Raw genomic sequence first — 20,252 nt, 5'->3', positions numbered from 1 at the left:
AATCACTGGCCATGCGCAGCGGCGAGCGCTTCGCGAAGTTTGTCTTCTTGTTCCTGCGATAGGGACGTCTGAAGTATCTTCGGGTCGTATTGTTCGATCTCGGCGATCACTTTGTCTGGTGTGGCCTTGGCGACAAGCAGAAACAGAGCCGACGAATTTGGTTGGATGGTCTCGCCCAGTTCTTTGATGAAATCATCATTGATGCCGTAATCGGAAAGGGATCCTCCAAGCGCGCCCATTGCCGCCCCAGCCAAACCGCCCACGGCCATGCCCGCGAGTGGGTTGAGAACAAGAATACCAGCCAACATACCCACTATTGCACCGGTGCTCAGGCCGGTACTGGCGCCAATTCGGGTCATGTTCACTGACTGCTTAATGTGTATGTCTCCCTCTTCGGGCCGCACAACGACACAGGCGTCCAGCAGGTCGATCAATTCCTGTTTTTTGAGCTGTCGTAGTTTTGTCAAAACGGCATCTGCACTGTCGACACCATCAAATGAAAGAACAACAAGATCAGCCATTGAAGTCTCCTCGGATGATTTGGATTACATCGTAAAAATCGTATTGGAGTGTAAAAGTGGGTAACGCGGGTCCGATGGGACCCGCGTATAACATCATTCGATAACGACCTGACCGGTCACTGCCTGCAACGGCTCAACCTCTGCTACCTCTGTTGGACCGGTACTTGTCCCAGGCAGAACTTCGAACAGAGGATCGAACTCAACCATGGCTCCAGCGAGTTTGATCAGAACGCTGACGTCACCATCAGCCGTTGCGCGACCGTCGGCCAGCAAGTCCTCAAAATCAGCCGCTCCGGTCATCACAAGTTCCAGATCGGATCGGTTTAAAGTCAGAGTCAGATCTGGCTCATCGAAGGCGAAACCTTCGACATTTGTGAGTGTTGCCTTGGCCAACTCGATCGCAAACATCTCTCCATTGTCGGGGGTGCTTAGGTTCATCGTGAACTCGATGCCTTCGGCCTTGCGGCTGTCCATCTTGATCGCAAGGAAATCAAGGAACAGCTCAGTCGACATCGCGCGTATCACCTCTGGGCTGGACGTGTCGGCCGTTTCACCGGTGGGGATGCCAGAACGAAGTTCATAGGCGCCGGACAGGAAGCTGTTCCGCAGGCCCGGGTTCTCTTGCTGGTAGCCAAGCTGTTCGTAAACGTCTGCTAACAAATCTTTTACTTCCTGATCTGATGGGTCCGACAGGAACAGTTTGTTCAGTATCTCGGACGCTTCGAAATATTGCCCTGCATTGTGCAGTTCCAAACCCTTGGCCATAATTGGATCTTTGCCGCCCATCATCTCGACGTAGAGCGGAGCGGAAGCTTCTGGTTCTAACGGTATCAGGGTCGCGGGATTGCAATCCCAGAAACCAAGGAACCGCTGAACAACGCCGCGCGAATTGTGCTGAGGTGAGCCGTGATAACCACGTGTATGCCATGTCTGCTGCAAACCCTGTGACGGCTCATAGTGGTGATGTATCTGGTTAATCGTCACGCCCTGATTGGCCAGATGCAGGGTCTGGTTATTCATATGGGCATAAAGGTCGCGCTGATCTCTCAGAACCTGCTGCACGCGGTCATTGCCCCAGCGCGGCCAATGGTGCGAAGCGAACATGACGTCTGCCTCTTGCCCGAACAGGAACAGGGCACGAGAGATGTATTTTGACCATCGAAGGGCATCGCGCACCGGCGCGCCACGCAATGTATAGATGTTGTGCAACGTGGCCGTGACGTTTTCCGCCATCCACAGGGCCTTCATGTCTGGGATGTAAGTATTCATCTCAGACGGCGCTTCAGTGTTGGGTGTGTTCTGGAAGATCATCCGCACGCCATCGACCTCGAATTCTTCGATGTCGTCCTCGACAATCCGGGTTGGCGCGATCAGGCCAGTGGCACCTGCTGAAACGCGCTTGCCGAGACCCTGATTGACGAACCCATGCGGGGCCACGGGCAACAACAGACCATATTGGTAAAATAGCCGTCGGTTCATTGCGTTGCCCGCGAACACGTTTTCGGAAATTGTATGTTCCATGAAATCGCGCGGAGCAATGATTTCGACATTGCCGGAATCGACGTCCTCCTGCGAAACGATGCCGCGAACGCCTGCCCAGTGATCGCCGTGGGAATGTGAATAGATCACCGCCGTAATCGGCAACCCTTCACCTTTGTGCTCCGAGAACAATTCCCACGCGGCTCGCGCCGTTTCAGCCGAAACCAACGGGTCAATGGCGATCCAACCCGTCTTGCCCCGCACGAATGAGATGTCGGACAAATCAAACCCGCGCACCTGATAGATGCCGGGTATTACCTCGTACAGACCATAGTTCTGGTTTAACTTACTGATGCGCATCAATGACGGGTGGATACTGTCGTATTCGTCCTGTTCGTCGATAAAATCAAATGCACCTCGATCCCACGCAACGTTCCCCGCATCCGCCATGATCTGAGGTTGCGGCATCTCGGCAATGAAACCTTTGGCCACTTCGTCAAAGTCCTGAGTGTCAGAGAAGGGCAGTGTTTCTTTCGCTTCGGCCAGGATTTTGAGCGTGTGCTCAGATGGTGCTTTTCCTTTAGGGTGAAAATGGCCCTCTAATGGCGCGGCTGTCGATGTGGTTTGTGCTGCTGCTTCTTCCGACAAAAAAGTAGGACTTACCGCAAAAGCAGCCCCAATTGCAGGAACAGTTTTCATGAAGTCGCGCCGATTAGGTGCCATCGTATTCCCCCGTTTATTTAGCTCTCTGAAAAGCAACAACTCACATCCTAACATTTATATGTAATTGTGCTAAGATTAAGTTTTTGCGCCCAGCTCTGCTCGCTAAATTTTTGAGTTCCTGAGTATCGTCAACAATAGAGCCGTCTTATGTGAGCACAGCGAAGAAGACGCGGCCTAAAAAAGGTGGATCACAAGTCGGGGGAAACGTGATGGCAGCAACCTGGAATGCCTCTCTGTCGAGGCGAGATTTTATCAACCTGGCCGCTGCTGCTTCTCTTTGTTGCATCTCAAGTTGCACCCCGTTCGACCGCAGTAGTTCGATCGGCGACATAAATTCTGAGCTTGCAGCTGCATTGGAACGGATACCTTCTGATGATGGCTCAGATCTGGTTCAGATTGCCCGGGAGATTGAGGCGAATTCGACACAGATGATCCAGGCGCACGCGGCCTTTATTGAAGAATTCAACCGGTTGTCCGCCAACCGTTCTGTAAAACGTTCCAAGTTGATAGCTGTTTTAGACAGATATGACACCGAACGCCGTTCGCAACGCGATAACCTGCTGGTATTGCAGGGGCAATTGCAGGCGGCAATCCCGGAAGATTACTGGCCGGAAGTTGCTGAAATTCTGTACGAAAAGGCAGACATAGTCGCTTCGGGAACCAGTTTGGAGTTATGATATGCCAGTAATTGCGACGATAACGGCGGTCACTTTCTTGTTGGACGGATTGTCTGATTTAACACCATCGTTTCTGGACCCCAATACGCTGAAACCCGCCTTGGATAAGGCTATTTCGCCCGCGGACAGCGACGTCCGGACCGCGGCTTTGAAAGTTGTGAGCGACTTGGAAGTTGCCGTTGATCGGTTCCGTGCCGCGGTCGAAGGTGCTGCGGATAATGCCATTCTCGGTTCCACGGACAAATCAGAATCGGCATCGTCCACAAGAGCCATTTTTAGTGAACTGGATCAGGAAAGAGATCGAGCGATAAGCGCGGTACTCGACTCACGTGATCAACTCGTTTCGCTTTTGGATCAGGAGACCTGGTCGCGAGTATTCGATGGGTAATGATCATTGAGAAAGGGGGCAATGTTCACCCTGTCGTCGCTGCAACGCTATCCATAAAGTCGGCGAATACATTTATTTGGTGCATTGGATGATGATGCATCTCATGAGGCGTGCTCAAAGTGATTGCAGACGATGCCGCTACTTTTTGTCTTTTTCCTTCTTTTGGTCCTTTGAGGGCGCTCGCCAAAATGAGGCCGCGCCCCAAATCACCAGAACAACCGTAACTATGCCGCCCACAATAAATTCCATATTCAGATGATAGCCACGCGAGCTTGTTGGCGCAACTTTTCAACACCGCGAAATAGACAAGGGGACGTTCAACCTTCCCTTTCAATTTCGGACAAACCCTCTGCATTGTTCATTTTGGGTCAAGTTTTTAAGGGCGTTGCAGATACCAAAAAAGAACTGCTTCTCAGACCGCTCGCTTGGACGTTCGGGAAGTTCGGGTGTAAGTCTAAGTTGTGCTTCCTAAAGGTAAGGGGAAAGTAGCCGGGCGAAACCGTTGCGCAATTTGGCCAAAAGCGGGAGATCATTGATCTCTTCAAGGCCAATTTCTCGAGCGCCAAGTGCTTTTGAGTCAAGGATGGCATGGAGTTCTTCCGACAGCTCTCGATGATAGCATTCAACATTGAACTCAAAGTTCAATCGAAGGCTTCTGGGATCCCAGTTTGTACTTCCAACAAGAGCCCAAACGTCGTCCACGAGCATGAGTTTCGTGTGATCGAACGGTGGCTTGGTGAAGAAAACCCGGCAACCATGTTCCAAAATTTGCCCGATCTGCCCCATAGCTGCCCACTCGACAACCTTAACATTGTTGTTGGATGGCAGGTAGATTTCGACCTTGATGCCACGGAGCGCCGCCACTGAAAGCGCTTCTATCAGCCGAGAATCTGGCAGGAAATAAGGGCTGACAATACGCACCCGTTCCCGCGCGGCCGACAGCGCTGCGAAAATGAGTTTGCTGAGCGTCTCGAAATCCTCGTCTGGTCCGTGCGAAATCCCCCGCGACCAGACTGTGCCATGGCGTGTAAGCTCAGGAAACCATGCCGGGCCGCTCAACTGCTCACCTGTGGTGAAGGCCCAGTCCGTGACAAACACTTGTTTGAAGTGGCTTACAACCGGCCCCTCGAATTTGAAATGCAGGCATTGTGTCGGCGCCTCGGGATCGAGGTTCAGGCAGTGCGCTTCGCGAATATTTGTTCCACCTGTGAAGCCTATACAGCCATCTACGACAAGGATTTTTCTGTGATTTCGCAGGTTTGAAAAGCGGCGTGAGGAGAACCCGCTTGTAGGAAGAAAACTCGCGGCCTCAATGCCCACCTCTTTCAAACGAGCAACCATGTTTTCCTTGCTGTAGCGCGCGCCAACGCAGTCGATAAGAACGCGCACTACCACGCCGCGATCCTTGGCGCGGACGAGCGCATTCAAGAATTCTTCTCCTGCTCGGTCGCTGTCAAAAATATAGCTCAACAATCCAACCGATAAATTGGCACTATCTATGGCCGCGATCATCTCCGGAAAGGCCTCGTCACCATCTCGTAGGCAATCGACCGTGTTTCCCGGCAAGAGTGACTTTGCGCTAAGAGCTTCCCCGGCACGGGCTAATCCGGCCAAGTGAGGTAGTTGAATATTAGCCTCTTCAAACAACACTCTCTCGCTTTCCGAGAGAGAGAAACTTGGAATTCTGCGCATGGTGTCTGACAGGCCCATCCGTGTGCCAGCCCGGTTGATCCGATTGACGCCCAGTATGATGTACGCCAACGAGCCCACAAACGGCGCAAGCCAAGCAAGGGCTGACCAGCCAATGGCCGCGCGCGTATCGCGCTTTCTCAGAACAGCATGCACAGTGACTCCGAAGGCTAAAGACACCTGCGCAAGCGTGACGAGAAATGCCCACAGGTAGGCGAGGCTCAAAATACGATCCCCCAAATGAAGCTACACCACTTGAAGCCTCACCCTATCTCTTTTGACTAACAAGGGTGCAGAAAGTTTGGTTTTGAAATGCTTGGATCCAACCGTTCTACCACTGACATCACGCTTGGCGCACCTCATACGCCGTCTCCGAGCCTAACCAACGTCTGCTTAGCTCCATTCTGCGGACCTCGATGAACGGTGCAGCGAAGGTCTGCTTCCCGCCCGTCGGATATCAGCGATGTCCTAGAATTAGCCTTTGGAGGCGAAGGGGATGCATTCTGGCGCCAACACGACTGTGAGGCCCAATGCTCCCATTATATAGAGTCAGATGGCGTATTCGGATTGTGCCCAAATTCCAGCTTCGGTCTTCGGTAGGTGCTGCGTCTCGAGCTGAGGCGAGTTCGCAACGGGTTCAGATCCGACAGTATCATGACTGCTAGGCCGCGAGTCAGATTGGACCGCTTCACTCTTCTGATCCCAGGATGGGAGGGCCAGCAAGCTGATCCCGAAGAGAAGCAAGGGCCCGCGAAAGACCTGAAGTCCCGCTGTTAATAATTGCTCGAAGGCGCTTGACCAAGGAGCGCCGAATAGAGACGAAAACTTTATCATTGGGCAGAGAAACCCTGCCCAATGACGCCTTTAGTATGGAAATATCCTAGAGGCGTGTAACCAGAGTCACGCATTCAGAAGCCCGTGTAACTGCGGTATAGAGCCAATTCCTCGCATATTTGTCGAAGATGTGACTTTCGTCCTCTATAATCACGTGGTCCCACTGGCTGCCTTGGGCTTTATGAACTGTCAAAGCGTAGCCATACTTAAACTGCTGAGAATTTTTCCGTTCCTTGTCCGCCAATCTCTCTTCGTCGTCAGTAAAAAACTCCGGATGCACACGTACGCGGTAGTTTTCATGATCCGGGAAGTCGCACGATTTCAGTTCCAACGACAAAGTCCCCGAAAACCGGGACTTCTTCGGCTCAGAGACGACCGTGAACATGCCTCCATTGACGATACCAAGGCCATGGTCATTGTGCTGACACACAAGGCGGTCGCCAATCTCAGGCAGGTCGCTGGTGCGTCCCAAGGCCCTGCGGATTTCTTCGTTGTAGTGGGAACGAGTGACGTTCCTACCGGCAAGGAGCTGGTCCGCATTCAGTATCTCATCAATCTCAAGACTCCCGTCCGGCACCACACGGCTGTTCCCATAGGCACCATATTTCAACGGTTTCCCTTCACGAATGTCTGTCGCCAGTTGTAAGACCGGGCTGTCTTTGGCCTGACGGTGGATTTCGGTCAGTATGGCGTCAGGCTTGGCGTTGGTGAAAAAATAGCCCTCTCCGGCCACCGGCGGCAGTTGGGCAGGATCACCAAGTGCGAGGATAGGAGTTCCGAATGACATAATGTCACTGGCTAAGTTCACATCAACCATTGAGCACTCATCGAGCACAATTAAGTCCGCATCCGCTGCTGCACTATCCGGATCGAGGTGGAAACTGAATTTGCCATCCGGTCCCTGAACAAACTTGTAGATCAGACTGTGGATGGTGGAAGCACCCTCGCAGCCGTTGCGCTGCATCATCATAGCCGCTTTGCCAGTGAAGGCTGCGTAAACAACCCTTCCATTCAAACCGCTGGCCAGATGTCGCGCGATTGTCGTCTTGCCGGTGCCAGCATATCCGAAGAGCCGGAAGATCTTATTTGTCTTGGCATCGTTCTTCAGCCAGGAGCCAACGCAGTCAAGCGCTGAGAGCTGTTGGCCGGACATAGTGAAATTGATAGCATTCATGAGGTTAGGTCTTCTGCAGGTTTGGGGTTGAGAATCCTGGCCAACGGGCGAGTCTGGCCGAGCGTATCTTGGGCGTCTTAGGGACAAACCAACCAGACGATTGATGGTCGGCTCTGCGTTCATGGAAATTAAGGTGTAATGCCCCCCTTGTGACAGGTTACACTTCAGGAGGAATGTTCCGGAGAAAGTAATTAATTAGGGGGGCATTACATACCCGGAGGAGTTTCTTGATCTCCGGAAGGTGTAACGCTCCCCTAATATTTAACTTCATTTCTCTTACACTATGTCTGACGCAAGGGGGCCATTACACCGCAACCTCCAACTTCGGGGCAGCGTTGGCTTCTAACTTCAGTGCACGCTGGCGAGCGCGATATTCGTTCACGCGCCTCCGGTTTGCCCGCCTATCGGCCTCGGCAATCGGATCCGCGAAGCCCGTTTCTGAAAGGGTTTTCGAGATGACCGCCTGGCGCGCCAGCTCACAATTTCCACGTTGCGTACAGAATGAGCAAATAGGATTGTCAGACGTGACTACCCCAGGCACACCAAAACAACTCTGGTAGAACTCCTCGCTTTTAGGCGTCTTGAGCTCAACGGGTTTAAGGAAGCCGTTGGCTACGTCTTCTCGTGCTTTGCGTTCAGCACTCTCGACGGCTTTTTCCCCAAGGAAGTTACAGTCAACGGCACGGAAGTACTGGCGCTCGATCACGTGCTTGGCAACAAACCCTTCTATCGAAAATACGCCGCGACTGACCAAATCGAGCATTTCTTTACGAAATTGATGCTGCGCCGGAAGGCTTTGGTGGGAAAAATATGCGTACTGGGGCATACCCTTCATCCGGTTCAATTCGAGGCCATGGCGGTCATCACTCCAGAACTCCACTATCTTGGTCAGATAGGCATCGCGTTTCTTCTCGCCAGGCCAAAGCTGATTTGGCTGCGGTGGATATTTGCGTTTACGCGCCGACGCGAACTTGAATGCGAACTCCAAGTAAGCAGGATACGGCAATCCGATCCGATCGGCCTTCAGACGTGCATCATTGAGCTGAGTCAGATCGGAGCTCCGTTTGAAAAAGTTCAACTTGAAACCGACCTTAATGTCGGATGCAGCGGTCGCGTCGATGTTCTCGCGATAGTAATTCCTGTACGCTTCGATGTAGGCACGATGGAACTGCTTCGTGGCATCAAAAGGTGTAAGAAAACGATACTCCGGCCATTTGGTCGGCATCACTTCGGCCTCGAGCGCGCGGTATTTTGTCGGTATAAGCGTGAGCATGCGATGAAGCTTGTTTAGCCTCAGTTTGTGTTGATCCATTGTCATTTGACATATCTCTTTCGTGCCGGGACCGACCTTGCGGTCGAAATCCCGGTCATGTCTTTGTGCTTGGGTTGGGTGGGAGGTGGCTTGCGCCAGATCAGACGAGGTGGGTCTCTTCAGAACCTGCGTTCCAGCGTCCATCAGTCCAGTGACCCAGCTTCATGGCGGTGTCGCGCAACTTGCGAAATCGGCGACGAGCCTGCTCGATCATTCGATAGGCCTGCCGGTAATCCGGTGCCTCATAGTAACCTAAACGCAGACCTTCAATTTCGCGCATTAAATCACTGGCACGCTTGTCGAGAAAGCGAACCTGATCTTCACGAGAAAGCTGACGCAGTGCGGTAAGCGGGGGCAAAGGCGGAATCTGCGGCGGAAACAACGGGATTTCGGTAACGGATTTTGTTCCGTCGATTTTGGTGGGCGTTACATGAATTGACTCATGGTTTTCAAGCACCTGGAGCAACTCATTGGTTATACCCAGAAGGCAACTGACAAGCTCCGGTGCATCCTTGTCGCCATTAAGCTCATCGGCCATCGATTTCAGCAAGAAAAACACTGTGCCCTTGTCGATGAAATCGTGATTTTCTCCAGAGATATTCTCTTTGAGATCGATGTTGAGAGCAGTCAGTTTGCCAACATCTATTGTTCCGCCAAGGCGGTTGGGTGCGGCGTCCATATAGGATTCCTTTCAACTTTATTTATTGTGTGCGACTAAGTTCGCGCGCATCTCCTTTATAGCGCTGCGGCTGTCGACTTGCGGCTTGTTGCGAAATTTTTTTGACTTAAACTTTGTGACATGTCGAAGTGAACATCCAGTGGTGGGTGCTCTTTCTTAACAAAACGGTTCTCTGCCGTGTTCTAAGACTACCCTTCTATTGGAATGGAAAATAATGAGGCCTTGATCGCTGCTGTTCACCTCATCAATTCAATCGACCCTACCTTCCGTGCCAAATTGTTCATCGTGACGGCCAACATCGCGTGGACATATCTAGTCCGCACTTACTAAAAAAGGAGGGCATCGACTACCGGCGACCGCTGGATCGAACTTGTTCTCGAAGAGTGTGCAGAAAAACAGGATAGCTATTGTTGATGATGATCAGTAGCCGCGTAGTCCAAGCAGCGTGGATTGAAACATCGGCTAGAGGATCATCTTAGTTGCGCAGCCTTGTTTTAGTCGGACGCAGAGGTCGGAGCGGGAAGCCCGCTAGGGAGCGGCGGCCTGAACATGTAGTTGGCCCGTGGTTGTCGAAATCACTATCGGAAATAGTGGAGAGCGGCACTATCTAGAAATTTCTTTCGAAATATATCAATAGCTTATGATTTTTCTCCGATCTACAATGCGCATCCGACGTTGTGCTTGCTATAGGCTTATTGATCACACGAAAAAGGAACCTCCCGGCAATGCGTACGCAGATCATGAAATTGGCGCCCGTGTCCGAAACTTCGATGGCTGAATACCACCCTTGCATCTGGGTTGTGGATACAACCCTCCGGGCGGTTACGTAATGAGTAGTGACGAAGCACTCCTCACGATCGAGGAATTCGCGGCCGCCTTACATCGCACGATCACCCTGAGAACGGTTCGGACCATGATTCACCAGGGCGAGATCCACGCGGTTCGCCTCGGCAAGCGCTACTACATGACCCGCGAGGAATTGAAGAGGTTCACAAAGACATGCCACGTAAGCGCAAACCTGCCCGGCTCTTCCAACGCAAAGACGATGGCGCTTGGGTCATCCTGGACGGAGGACAGCAGATCCGGACAGGCTTTGGTGATGGATTTCATGAGGCAGCGGAAGAAGTCCTGAGCAATTACATCGCCAGTAAGAAGCGGCAAGATAATCGCGTCCGCGACCCGAGCGAGATCACCGTCGGCGAGATCTTGGTGCACTACGGCGAGGCTAAGGTAAAGGTGGTCCGCGACAGGGACCGCCTGCTCTACACGATACAGGCACTGTCGCCCTACTGGAGCGACCTCAAGGTGTCCCAGATCGACATCGACAGGTGCCGGGGCTATACTGCCTGGAGGCGGTGCGCCGCATGGACCGTCCGGCGCGAGATGAACACACTGAACGCCGCTGTCAAATACGCCCTGGCGTCGCGCAGGATCAGCCATGCACCGATCGTAACCCTGCCTGAGAAGGGAGTCGCCAATGACCGCTGGCTGACCGAGGAGGAGATCCAGCGCCTGCTGGAAGCCTCTGCTTCTCACGTCCAGCGGTTCATCAAGATCGCGCTATACACCGGACGTCGGAAGACCGCGATCACACGGCTGAAGTGGATGCCCTCCCTTGATAGCGGCTGGGTCGATCTTGACAGCGGGGTGATCCATTTCCTTGGCAAGGCCGAGGCCGAGACCAAGAAGCGCAAGGGAATGGTCAAGATGCCTGGCACGCTCCACACGGAGATGAAGACTTGGGCCCAGGAGGGGAGCCACGTAGTGTCGTTTAACGGGGCGCCGATAGATCGGATCGACAAGGCCTTTCGAGCGGCCGTCCAGCGGGCCGGTCTAAAGGATGTGACGCCGCACACCCTAAAGCACACAGCGGTTACCTGGGCGTTCATGCACGGCATGACACTGGAGGACGCCACGGCCTATTTTGCGACCTCGCGCGAAACCCTGGAAAACGTCTATCGGTCCTACAGCCCAGATGCGCTTAAGAACGCAGCGGGAATAATGGACTGGAAGATATGAAGCGCTAATTCGATAGTTGGTGGATGCCGGTAGTGAACGAACTGGGCACATCTATCGAACGAAACGTTGCGGATATCGTTGCGGCCGATCCCCAGAAAACAAAAAAGGCGCCATTGGGCGCCTTGTTTTATTGGTCGGAGTGAGAGGATTCGAACCTCCGACCCCTGCCTCCCGAAGACAGTGCTCTACCAGGCTGAGCTACACTCCGACCGTGGCGGGTGATCTATACCCGGTGTTCTGGGTGCGCAAGAGGATTCTGAGGCGTGATTGTGGAGGCTTATACACGGCAATGGATAAGATCGTAATGCTGTCTGTTGTCAACGAAGCGGATCCGTTTTGTACAGGCGAATCTTTGTGCCGCCGTGATCTACCACCGGGCCGGGTTGGAGCAACGGAAGGCGAGTGGCCCGTGCCAATGCGGGTGCGCTGGTCACTATTCCAACGCGCCATCCCTGAAAACGGCCGGTCAAAACCTTACCCAGAGTGCCATAGACAGAGCGCAACCGCTTTTCGTCTCCTATGCGTGCCCCATAAGGCGGGTTCACAATAACCAAACCGGCAGGACCTTCAGGTGGCTTAATGTCGCTGACCGAACGTTGCGGAAAACGCGTCATCGCGCCAACCCCGGCCCGCTCGGCATTGGCTGCGGCGGCGCCCACTGCACCTGCGTTTCTGTCCGATCCGTGGAAAGTCAGAGAGCATTCTTGCGCAGTGTTGCTTTCACGCATCTTTTGCCACTGGTCGTGATCGAATTCGGCCAGGTTTTCGAACGCAAAGCGACGTGATCGGCCCGGCATCAACCCAAGTGCAATTTCGGCGGCTTCTATCACAAACGTACCTGATCCGCACATCGGGTCGAGCACAGGCTCGTCCCCTGTAAACCCGCACTCTCGCAAGAACATGGCAGCCATTGTTTCACGCATCGGGGCCTTGGCAATTGCTTCCTTGTGACCACGCTTGTGCAAAAGCTCACCTGAACTGTCGATCGACAGTGTGCAGATGTCTTTTTCAATGCGCAGCAAGACCCTTAGTTCTGCCTCGGGCGAGATCGGTGCCCCCAAAACCTCGGAAATGGCGCGTTCGATCCGCTGCCGGGCTGCACCCGCATGGTAGATTCTGGACTTGCGGCTTGTGGCCTCGACCTTCACCGGAACGTCGGTGCGTAAAAAATCACCCCACGGAAACTTGCGCGCACGCTTGTCCAATTGAGCCAGATGCACGGCCGGAAAGCTGCCCAGGCGTACAAGAACCTTGTTTGCCCCGCGCAATGTCAGATTCGCACGCCAAACTTCGGACCAGGATCCTCGGCACGTTACACCACCTCGAACAGCTTTTGCTTCGGCGAAACCGCAGGATTGTGCCTCGGCACATAGTGGATTTTCGAGGCCCGGTGTGGCGATCAGAAAGATATCGAGGTCTGCGTTTTTTTCCATTCCGGTTGCTTACACCGGAAGACGGGCAGGTGCGACACGCTTTTTTGAAACGCAATATCTGCTAATTTGACCGGGGTATCGCAGGAATATGCAGTTTCAGGATAAGTTTTGGCGGTAACAGGTTTGCGTTTAGGGGCGTCCCCGCGTAAAGGGTCCGTGATCGGAATTACGCCAACGGATTTTGGACCCATTCTGACGCATTTGCGACAGATGGTAAAATTTTCCGCGTTATTGCATAGGCTCGAATGGGCGTCGGCAAGACAGGCGCAGCAACAAAGGCTTGGAAGAACGTAGCAACATGCAAACTTTCAAACTGAAAAAAGGGTTGGATCTGCCAGTTGAAGGTGCTCCTGACCAGACCATCCATCCGGGGCCGGAATATAAGACCGTTGGTGTTTTGGGCGGCGACTATGCCGGCCTGAAGCCAAAGATGTTGGTGCAGGAAGACGATGAAGTTCAGCGGGGTGCTCCGTTGTTCTGTCATAAGGATGCACCAGACGCTTTGATGGTTGCGCCTGTAAGTGGCAAGGTTGTCGCCATTAACCGGGGTGCCCGTCGTGTTCTGCAAAGCGTCGTGATTGAAGTGTCGGACGTAAATGACCCAGGCATGGATTTCTCTGGCGTCGGCGATGCGGATACGGCCGAGGGCGTGACTGCCAAATTGTGCGCCGCTGGTTTGTGGACCGCTTTCCGCACACGGCCCTATTCGAAAATGCCCCAGCCGGGCAGTGCACCGACCGCGATTTTTGTCACTGCCATGGACAGTGATCCACTGGCCGCTGATGCCGCGGTGGTCATCGCTGAGGCACCCGAGGCATTCACTGTTGGCCTGACCGCGATCAGTAAGCTGACCGACGGTAAGACCTACCTCTGCCAGAAAGAAGGTGACGCGATCCCCGGAGCAGATGTGCCTGGCGTTGAGGCGGCAGCTTTCTCGGGCCCGCATCCATCGGGTTTGGCCGGTACTCATATCCATTTTCTTGAACCTCTTGCTGGCGAAAAGCAGGTCTGGACCATCGGCTATCAGGACGTCATTGCTATTGGCCGTCTGATGCAGACCGGTCACCACGACCCAAACATCGTGGTTGCTCTGACCGGTCCGGGCGCACGTCAGCCACGCTTGATCCGCACAGTCATGGGTGCATCCACCGATGATTTGACCCGTGATGAGGTGAATGTCGACGGAACACCCCGCATTATTTCCGGCTCGATCCTGTCAGGGCAACACGCAGATGGGCCGACGGCCTATCTGGGTCGGTTCGCCCGTCAGATCAGCATCATCCGTGAAGATCCCGACCAAATCCCAATGGGCTGGATTCGTCCAATGCCGTCAAAGTATTCTGTCCAGCCGGTTTTGGGGTCGGCATTCGCCAAGAAGCTGTATGCGTTCACGTCCAACCTGAACGGCGGGCGTCGCGCGATGGTGCCGACCGGTGTGTTCGAGGAACTGATGCCGCAGGATTACTTGCCCACTCAGCTGCTGCGAGCCTTGTTGGTGATGGATACCGACACCGCCCAGGCGCTGGGTGCGCTGGAGCTGGACGAAGAGGATCTGGGCCTTGTGGGCTTTGCCTGTCCGGCGAAATATGAATACGGGCTGGCGCTGCGCGACTGCCTGAACAAGATTGAAAAGGAGGGCTGATCCAAATGGGTTTGCGCAGCTTCTTCGATCGGATTGAGCCGAACTTTACCAAGGGCGGCAAGTACGAAAAGTATTTCCCCATCTACGAGATGGTCGAAAGCTTTATCTACACTCCGAAAACTGTGACCACTGTCGCCCCGCATGCACGGTCTTACGTGGATATGAAGCGGATCATGACCTATGTCGTGATCGCAACGATCCCATGTATTCTGTGGGGGATGTACAATACCGGCTACCAAGCCAACTCGGCTATTGCCACGCTTGGGCCTGACTCGGCCACAGGATGGCGGATCGCCATTCTGCAGACCTTTGGTATTTCGCTGAGCCCAGACAGCATATTTGCGAACGTGATGCACGGGCTGATGTATTTCCTGCCGATCTATATAGTCACGCTTGTGGCTGGCGGCATATTCGAGGTCATCTTCGCGACCGTGCGCGGGCACGAGGTGAACGAGGGTTTCCTTGTTACATCAATGCTCTACACGCTGATCATGCCCGCAACCACGCCCCTGTGGCAGGTTGCACTGGGGATCATTTTCGGCGTCGTGATCGGTAAGGAAGTGTTTGGTGGAACAGGCAAGAACTTCCTCAATCCGGCACTGGTTGGACGCGCCTTCCTGTACTTTGCTTATCCCGCACAGATGTCGGGTGATGCGGTCTGGACACCTGTTGACGGGTTCTCAGGCGCGACAGCTCTGGCGGTCTCGGCTGCGGACGGCGTTCAGGCGCTGGCAGCGGATGGCATCACTTGGTCGAGCGCTTTCTTTGGCCAGATTCAGGGCAGCTTTGGTGAAACTTCTACGCTTGCCTGTATGATCGGCTTGGCTTTCCTGCTGATGACGAAGATCGCCAACTATCGCCTGATAGTGGGCTGTCTGGCCGGAACCATCGGCTTTACACTGCTGCTGAACTTGGTCGGATCGGACACGAACCCGATGTTCGCGATGCCATGGTACTGGCATATCGTGCTGGGCGGTTATGCCTTTGGTCTCGCCTTCATGGTGACTGAACCGGTTTCGGCAAGCCATACCAACGTCGGCCGCTATATCTATGGTGCGTTGATCGGTGTCATGGTTGTGATGATCCGTGTCATCAATCCGGCTTTCCCCGAAGGTATGATGCTGGCCATCTTGTTCGGCAACGTCTTTGCACCGCTGATCGACTATTTCGTTGTTCAAGCCAACATCAAACGGAGGGCGCGTCGCCATGTCTGATACGCAATCCCCAGAACCTAAAGGCGCACTGGCCAAGTTCCTGGCGGCCTCGCCGGATTCGGTTGGCAAAACGATCTTCGTCGCCGTTGCCGTTTGCCTCGTTGCCTCAATGGTCGTGTCCGCCGCCGCTGTCAGCTTGCGCCCGGTTCAGGAAACCAACCGTCTGAAGGACAAGCAGGTCAACGTTCTGCAAGTGGCGGGCGTGTTCGAGCCCGGCATCGACGTGACCGAAGCCTTCGCCGCTTTCGAGCCGCATGTGCTGGAGCTGTCCACCGGCAATTTCGTCGATGACCAGTTCGACCCGACCACATTCGACGACATCGCTGCCGCGAGCGATCCTGAACTGAGCGTGGCGCTGGACGATGATCCGGCAGGCATTGGCCGTAAGTCGAAGTACCGCGTGATCTATTTGCTGCGCGACGATGCGGGTGATTTGGACAAGGTGATCCTACCGCTGCACGGCTATGGTCTTTGGTCGACGCTCTATGGCTTTATCGCATTGGAAAACAACGGCAACGATATCTACGGCCTGCAATTCTATCAGCACGGTGAAACCCCGGGCCTTGGCGCCGAGGTGGACAACCCACGCTGGAAAGCGCTGTGGAATGGCAAGAAGCTGCGTGATGACAACGGGAATCTTCAGATCACCGTTGCCAAGTCACAGCCTGCTGCCGGACCGGACTTCTATATCGATGCTCTGGCAGGAGCTACTCTGACCTCGGTTGGTGTCGATAACCTGGTGAAATTCTGGATGGGCGATGCGGGCTACGCTCCGTTTCTGGCCAAACTGCAAGCAGGAGAGCTCTGATGTCCCAGACCAAAAAAGAGATGCTGGTCGACCCGCTTGTCGACAATAACCCGATCACTTTGCAGGTGCTGGGTATCTGTTCGGCGCTGGCGGTGACTTCGTCACTGCAGGTGTCGATGGTAATGGCGCTTGCGGTGATCTTCGTGACCTCTTTCTCGTCCTTCTTCATCTCATGCCTGCGCAACCAGATCCCAGGCTCGATCAGGATCATCGTTCAGATGGTGATCATCGCCTCGCTGGTGATCCTCGTGGATCAGATCCTGAAGGCTTATGCGTTTGAGATTTCGAAAACCCTGTCGGTCTTTGTCGGCCTGATCATCACCAACTGTATCGTGATGGGCCGCGCCGAAGCGTTTGCAATGAAGAACCCTCCGGTTGCGTCTTTTATCGACGGTATGGGCAATGGGATGGGCTATGGCCTGATCCTGCTGTTGGTCGGCTTTATTCGTGAACTGTTTGGTGCGGGTTCGCTGTTTGGTGTCACCATTCTGGAGACCGTCAACAACGGTGGTTGGTACGTGCCCAACGGCATGCTTCTGCTGCCACCCTCGGCGTTCTTCATCATCGGTCTGATCATCTGGGCCTTCCGCACATGGAAGCCGAACCAGGTGGAAGAGCGTGAATACAAAATTCAGCAGGTAGAGGCCCACTGATGGAAGGTCTGATTTCTCTGGCCGTAAAGGCCATCTTTGTCGAAAACCTTGCGCTCAGCTTCTTCCTGGGGATGTGTACTTTCATCGCCGTGTCCAAGAAGATTTCGACCGCGCTGGGATTGGGCATTTCGGTCATGGTCGTGCAGGCCATTACCGTACCTGCCAACAATCTGTTGTTGAATTATCTGCTGAAACCCGGTGCGCTGGCATGGGCCGGGTTCCCGGATGTGGACCTGACATTTCTTGGCCTGATCTCTTACATTGGGGTTATCGCGGCGATGGTGCAGATCCTCGAGATGGTTTTGGACAAGTATTTCCCGCCGCTCTACAACGCGCTGGGAATCTTCCTGCCTCTGATCACGGTGAATTGCGCCATCCTTGGTGGCTCGTTGTTTATGGTGGAACGCGACTACAACTTTGCCGAGGCTGCAACCTATGGCCTATCTTCGGGCTTTGGCTGGGCGCTGGCGATCACCGCGATGGCGGGCGTACGCGAAAAGCTGAAATATTCGGATATTCCTGACGGTCTTCAAGGTCTGGGCATCACTTTCATCACCGCAGGTCTGATGGCTATGGCGTTCATGTCCTTCTCTGGCGTGAAACTGTAAGGAGGCGTCGATGGAAACCTTTACCTTAGGCGTAGCCCTTTTCACCGTAATCGTTCTGGCGTTGGTGGCCCTTATCATGGCCGCCCGGTCCAAGCTGGTATCGACAGGCAACGTGAACATTACCATCAACGGTGAGAAAACCATTTCAGTTCCCGCCGGTGGCAAATTGCTGCAAACGCTGGCGGCCGAGAAGCTTTTTGTTCCTTCGGCTTGCGGCGGTGGCGGCACCTGTGCCCAGTGTCGCGTACGTGTACATTCGGGCGGCGGTTCGATCCTGCCGACCGAGGAAAGCCACATCACCAAGCGCGAAGCCTCGTGTGGTGATCGCTTGTCCTGTCAGGTTGCTGTAAAGCAAGACATGGACATTGAGGTTCCCGAAGAGGTCTTTGGCGTCAAGAAGTGGGAATGCACCGTCCGTTCGAACGAGAACGTCGCAACCTTCATCAAGGCGCTTACGCTGGACCTGCCCGAAGGCGAAGACGTGAACTTCCGCGCCGGTGGCTACATCCAGATCGAGGCACCTTCGCATGCCTTGAATTACACTGACTTCGACGTGGAAGAGGAATACCGCGAGGATTGGGATCGCTTCAATCTGTGGCAGTATGAGTCTGTCGTTAACGAACCGATTGAACGTGCCTATTCGATGGCCAACTACCCGGACGAAAAAGGCATGATCATGCTGAACGTCCGTGTGGCCTCGCCACCTCCGGGTTCGGAAGGCATCCCTCCGGGTCAGATGTCGTCGTATATCTTCAACCTGAAGCCGGGCGACAAAGTCACGATCTCGGGTCCGTTTGGTGAGTTCTTCGCCCGCGAAACCGAGAAAGAGATGGTGTTTATTGGCGGTGGTGCGGGTATGGCGCCCATGCGCAGCCATATTTTCGACCAGCTCAAGCGTCTGGAGAACCGCAACCGCAAGATCACCTTCTGGTACGGTGCGCGGTCCAGGAAAGAGATGTTCTTTGTCGAGGATTTCGACCAATTGGCCGAAGAGTTCGATAATTTCGAATGGCATGTCGCCCTGTCGGATGCGCAGCCCGAGGACGATTGGAAGGGCTACACCGGCTTTATCCATAACGTGTTGTTCGATGAGTACCTCAAGAACCACCCTGCGCCGGAAGATTGCGAGTTCTACATGTGTGGCCCGCCGATCATGAACCAGTCGGTTATCAACATGCTGCTGGATCTGGGTGTGGACCGCGAAGACATCATGCTCGACGATTTCGGCGGGTAAGAAACAGAAAAACCGGCGCTCCCAACGCCGGTTTTTTCGTTTGGCGGTTAGCCAACGCTATTTTCCGTAATAGTCCCGATACCAGGCGACGAACTGGGCAATGCCGTCTTTCAGGTCGGTCTGTGGACGATAATTGGTCAACCGTTGCAGCAGGCGATTATCGGCCCAGGTCGCATGAACATCACCCATCTGCATCGGCATGAAATTCTTGACGGCTTTCTGCCCAACGGCCTCTTCGATGGCTTCGATGAAATCCATCAGACGCACTTTCTCCCCGTTGCCGATATTGACGATGCGATAGGGTGCGACGGGTGACAGGCTGTCGCCGTCCTCAATATCCTCAGGACTGGCAGGCCGGACCGGGGGTACATCGATCAGCAATCTTATCCCACGCACAAGATCTTCAACATGGGTGAAGTCCCGATGCATGTCACCATGATTGTAGATATCAATGGGACGGCCGTCGAGAATGGCGGCAACAAATTTGAAATAGGCCAGATCGGGCCGTCCCCAGGTGCCATAGACCGTAAAGAACCGAAACATCGTAGTCGGCAGATCCCACAGATGCGCATATGAATGCCCCATCGCCTCATTCGCCTTTTTGGTGGCGGAGTAGATGGTCAATTGCGTGTCCGCTTTTTCCGTCTCGGTAAATGGCATCTCTTCGTTGGCGCCATAGATTGACGAGGTCGAAGCCATCAACAGATGCCCGACTTTATGCTGGCGCGCGATTTCCATTACATTGAACGTGCCAACGACATTTGATTCGATATAGCTGCGGGGGTACTCGAGGCTGTGCCGCACACCGGCCTGGGCAGCCAAGTGAACGATGACATCGGGCTGGAATTCGTCCGCCACCTGTACCAACCGGTCATAGTTTTCCAGCCGATCCTCGGTTTCGGTGAAGCCGGGGGTTTGCAACAGGATCTGGTGCCTGCGTTGTTTCAGGGTCACATCATAATAGTCGGTCATCCCGTCATAGCCATGCACACGAAACCCGTCTGCCAGAAGTAGCTTGGCCAGATGGAAGCCAATGAACCCCGCAGAGCCCGTAATCAAAACACGTTTCATAAAACCCTCAGATCGCACAACGAAATCATCGTTGACCGAAAGACTTTGTTTCGCGCCTGAGATCAACGTTTTTCGACCGCTTCGAAGGTCATTT

Annotated in this window: 18 protein-coding genes, 1 tRNA gene and 1 pseudogene; 11 read left to right on the top strand and 9 right to left on the bottom strand. The window is 54.0% G+C overall.

Annotated elements, in window-relative coordinates; genetic code table 11:
- Window positions 1-2 precede the first annotated feature (2 nt).
- A complete protein-coding gene (locus AC2FLD_RS06990; RefSeq protein WP_170421358.1) occupies window positions 3-521 on the bottom strand; it encodes a DUF1269 domain-containing protein in 519 nt (172 codons plus the stop codon).
- 93 nt (window positions 522-614) lie between these two features.
- Window positions 615-2,699: an alkyl/aryl-sulfatase gene (locus AC2FLD_RS06985; protein WP_496668123.1), complete on the bottom strand. Its 2,085-nt coding sequence runs from the start codon at window positions 2,697-2,699 to the stop codon at window positions 615-617.
- Between the two features lie 233 nt (window positions 2,700-2,932).
- Between AC2FLD_RS06985 and AC2FLD_RS06980 the strand changes: the two genes are divergently transcribed.
- Together AC2FLD_RS06980 and AC2FLD_RS06975 are read left to right on the top strand one after the other, a co-directional pair.
- Window positions 2,933-3,400 carry a hypothetical protein gene (locus AC2FLD_RS06980; protein ID WP_496668121.1) on the top strand — a complete coding sequence of 156 codons (468 nt, stop codon included), beginning with the start codon at window positions 2,933-2,935 and terminating at the stop codon, window positions 3,398-3,400.
- A gap of 1 nt (window position 3,401) precedes the next feature.
- Window positions 3,402-3,788 (top strand): hypothetical protein, encoded by a 387-nt coding sequence (locus tag AC2FLD_RS06975; protein ID WP_496668119.1) that lies wholly within the window; start codon window positions 3,402-3,404, stop codon window positions 3,786-3,788.
- A gap of 468 nt (window positions 3,789-4,256) precedes the next feature.
- On the opposite strand, the gene AC2FLD_RS06970 is transcribed toward AC2FLD_RS06975, so the two are convergent.
- From AC2FLD_RS06970 to AC2FLD_RS06955, 4 genes are all read right to left on the bottom strand, one after another.
- Entirely contained in the window at window positions 4,257-5,702 is a 1,446-nt protein-coding gene (locus tag AC2FLD_RS06970; RefSeq protein WP_496668117.1) for a phospholipase D-like domain-containing protein, read from the bottom strand.
- Between the two features lie 655 nt (window positions 5,703-6,357).
- A complete protein-coding gene (locus tag AC2FLD_RS06965; protein ID WP_496668115.1) occupies window positions 6,358-7,485 on the bottom strand; it encodes an ATP-dependent DNA helicase in 1,128 nt (375 codons plus the stop codon).
- Between the two features lie 304 nt (window positions 7,486-7,789).
- On the bottom strand, window positions 7,790-8,803 hold the full coding sequence (locus AC2FLD_RS06960) for a hypothetical protein (protein WP_496668113.1): 1,014 nt from the start codon (window positions 8,801-8,803) through the stop codon (window positions 7,790-7,792).
- Between the two features lie 94 nt (window positions 8,804-8,897).
- Complete coding sequence (locus AC2FLD_RS06955; protein ID WP_496668111.1) at window positions 8,898-9,476, bottom strand: hypothetical protein; 579 nt, start codon at window positions 9,474-9,476, stop codon at window positions 8,898-8,900.
- 204 nt (window positions 9,477-9,680) lie between these two features.
- On the opposite strand from AC2FLD_RS06955, the gene AC2FLD_RS06950 reads away from it, so the two are divergent.
- The 3 genes and pseudogenes from AC2FLD_RS06950 (at window position 9,681) to AC2FLD_RS06940 (ending at window position 11,495) form a co-directional block, all read left to right on the top strand.
- On the top strand, window positions 9,681-9,806 hold the full coding sequence (locus AC2FLD_RS06950; protein ID WP_425079684.1) for a DUF3644 domain-containing protein: 126 nt from the start codon (window positions 9,681-9,683) through the stop codon (window positions 9,804-9,806).
- Window positions 9,807-10,305: 499 nt separating this feature from the next.
- A pseudogene (locus AC2FLD_RS06945) lies at window positions 10,306-10,461 on the top strand (helix-turn-helix domain-containing protein); the annotation flags it as partial.
- Between the two features lie 14 nt (window positions 10,462-10,475).
- Entirely contained in the window at window positions 10,476-11,495 is a 1,020-nt protein-coding gene (locus AC2FLD_RS06940) for a tyrosine-type recombinase/integrase (protein WP_496668109.1), read from the top strand.
- 131 nt (window positions 11,496-11,626) lie between these two features.
- Here AC2FLD_RS06940 and AC2FLD_RS06935 read toward each other — a convergent pair.
- Window positions 11,627-11,703: transfer RNA gene (locus tag AC2FLD_RS06935), tRNA-Pro, on the bottom strand.
- Window positions 11,704-11,812: 109 nt separating this feature from the next.
- On the bottom strand, window positions 11,813-12,928 hold the full coding sequence (locus AC2FLD_RS06930) for a THUMP domain-containing class I SAM-dependent RNA methyltransferase (protein WP_496668107.1): 1,116 nt from the start codon (window positions 12,926-12,928) through the stop codon (window positions 11,813-11,815).
- 298 nt (window positions 12,929-13,226) lie between these two features.
- On the opposite strand from AC2FLD_RS06930, the gene AC2FLD_RS06925 reads away from it, so the two are divergent.
- The 6 genes from AC2FLD_RS06925 to nqrF are packed head-to-tail and all read left to right on the top strand — an operon-like array spanning window position 13,227 to window position 19,087.
- Window positions 13,227-14,570, top strand: a complete 1,344-nt coding sequence (locus AC2FLD_RS06925) for a Na(+)-translocating NADH-quinone reductase subunit A (RefSeq protein ID WP_496668105.1) — start codon at window positions 13,227-13,229, stop codon at window positions 14,568-14,570.
- Between the two features lie 5 nt (window positions 14,571-14,575).
- Window positions 14,576-15,784: an NADH:ubiquinone reductase (Na(+)-transporting) subunit B gene (locus AC2FLD_RS06920; protein WP_496668103.1), complete on the top strand. Its 1,209-nt coding sequence runs from the start codon at window positions 14,576-14,578 to the stop codon at window positions 15,782-15,784.
- Window positions 15,777-16,592 carry a Na(+)-translocating NADH-quinone reductase subunit C gene (locus AC2FLD_RS06915; protein WP_496668101.1) on the top strand — a complete coding sequence of 272 codons (816 nt, stop codon included), beginning with the start codon at window positions 15,777-15,779 and terminating at the stop codon, window positions 16,590-16,592. The genes AC2FLD_RS06920 and AC2FLD_RS06915 overlap by 8 nt, the downstream gene beginning before the upstream one ends.
- Entirely contained in the window at window positions 16,592-17,245 is a 654-nt protein-coding gene (locus tag AC2FLD_RS06910) for an NADH:ubiquinone reductase (Na(+)-transporting) subunit D (protein WP_152460184.1), read from the top strand. Before AC2FLD_RS06915 ends, AC2FLD_RS06910 begins: the two co-directional genes overlap by 1 nt.
- Window positions 17,245-17,853 carry an NADH:ubiquinone reductase (Na(+)-transporting) subunit E gene (nqrE, locus tag AC2FLD_RS06905; RefSeq protein ID WP_050603817.1) on the top strand — a complete coding sequence of 203 codons (609 nt, stop codon included), beginning with the start codon at window positions 17,245-17,247 and terminating at the stop codon, window positions 17,851-17,853. Before AC2FLD_RS06910 ends, nqrE begins: the two co-directional genes overlap by 1 nt.
- Window positions 17,854-17,863: 10 nt before the next feature.
- Window positions 17,864-19,087, top strand: coding sequence for an NADH:ubiquinone reductase (Na(+)-transporting) subunit F (gene nqrF / locus AC2FLD_RS06900; protein ID WP_496668099.1), 1,224 nt, complete (start codon window positions 17,864-17,866; stop codon window positions 19,085-19,087).
- 57 nt (window positions 19,088-19,144) lie between these two features.
- Here nqrF and AC2FLD_RS06895 read toward each other — a convergent pair whose 3' ends face one another.
- Entirely contained in the window at window positions 19,145-20,158 is a 1,014-nt protein-coding gene (locus tag AC2FLD_RS06895; protein ID WP_496668097.1) for an NAD-dependent epimerase/dehydratase family protein, read from the bottom strand.
- Window positions 20,159-20,252: the final 94 nt, after the last annotated feature.

The organism is Ruegeria sp. CDSA021, assembly GCF_059612325.1.
Note: the sequence above shows the minus strand (reverse complement) of the source record. Positions and strands in the feature narration are given on the sequence as shown.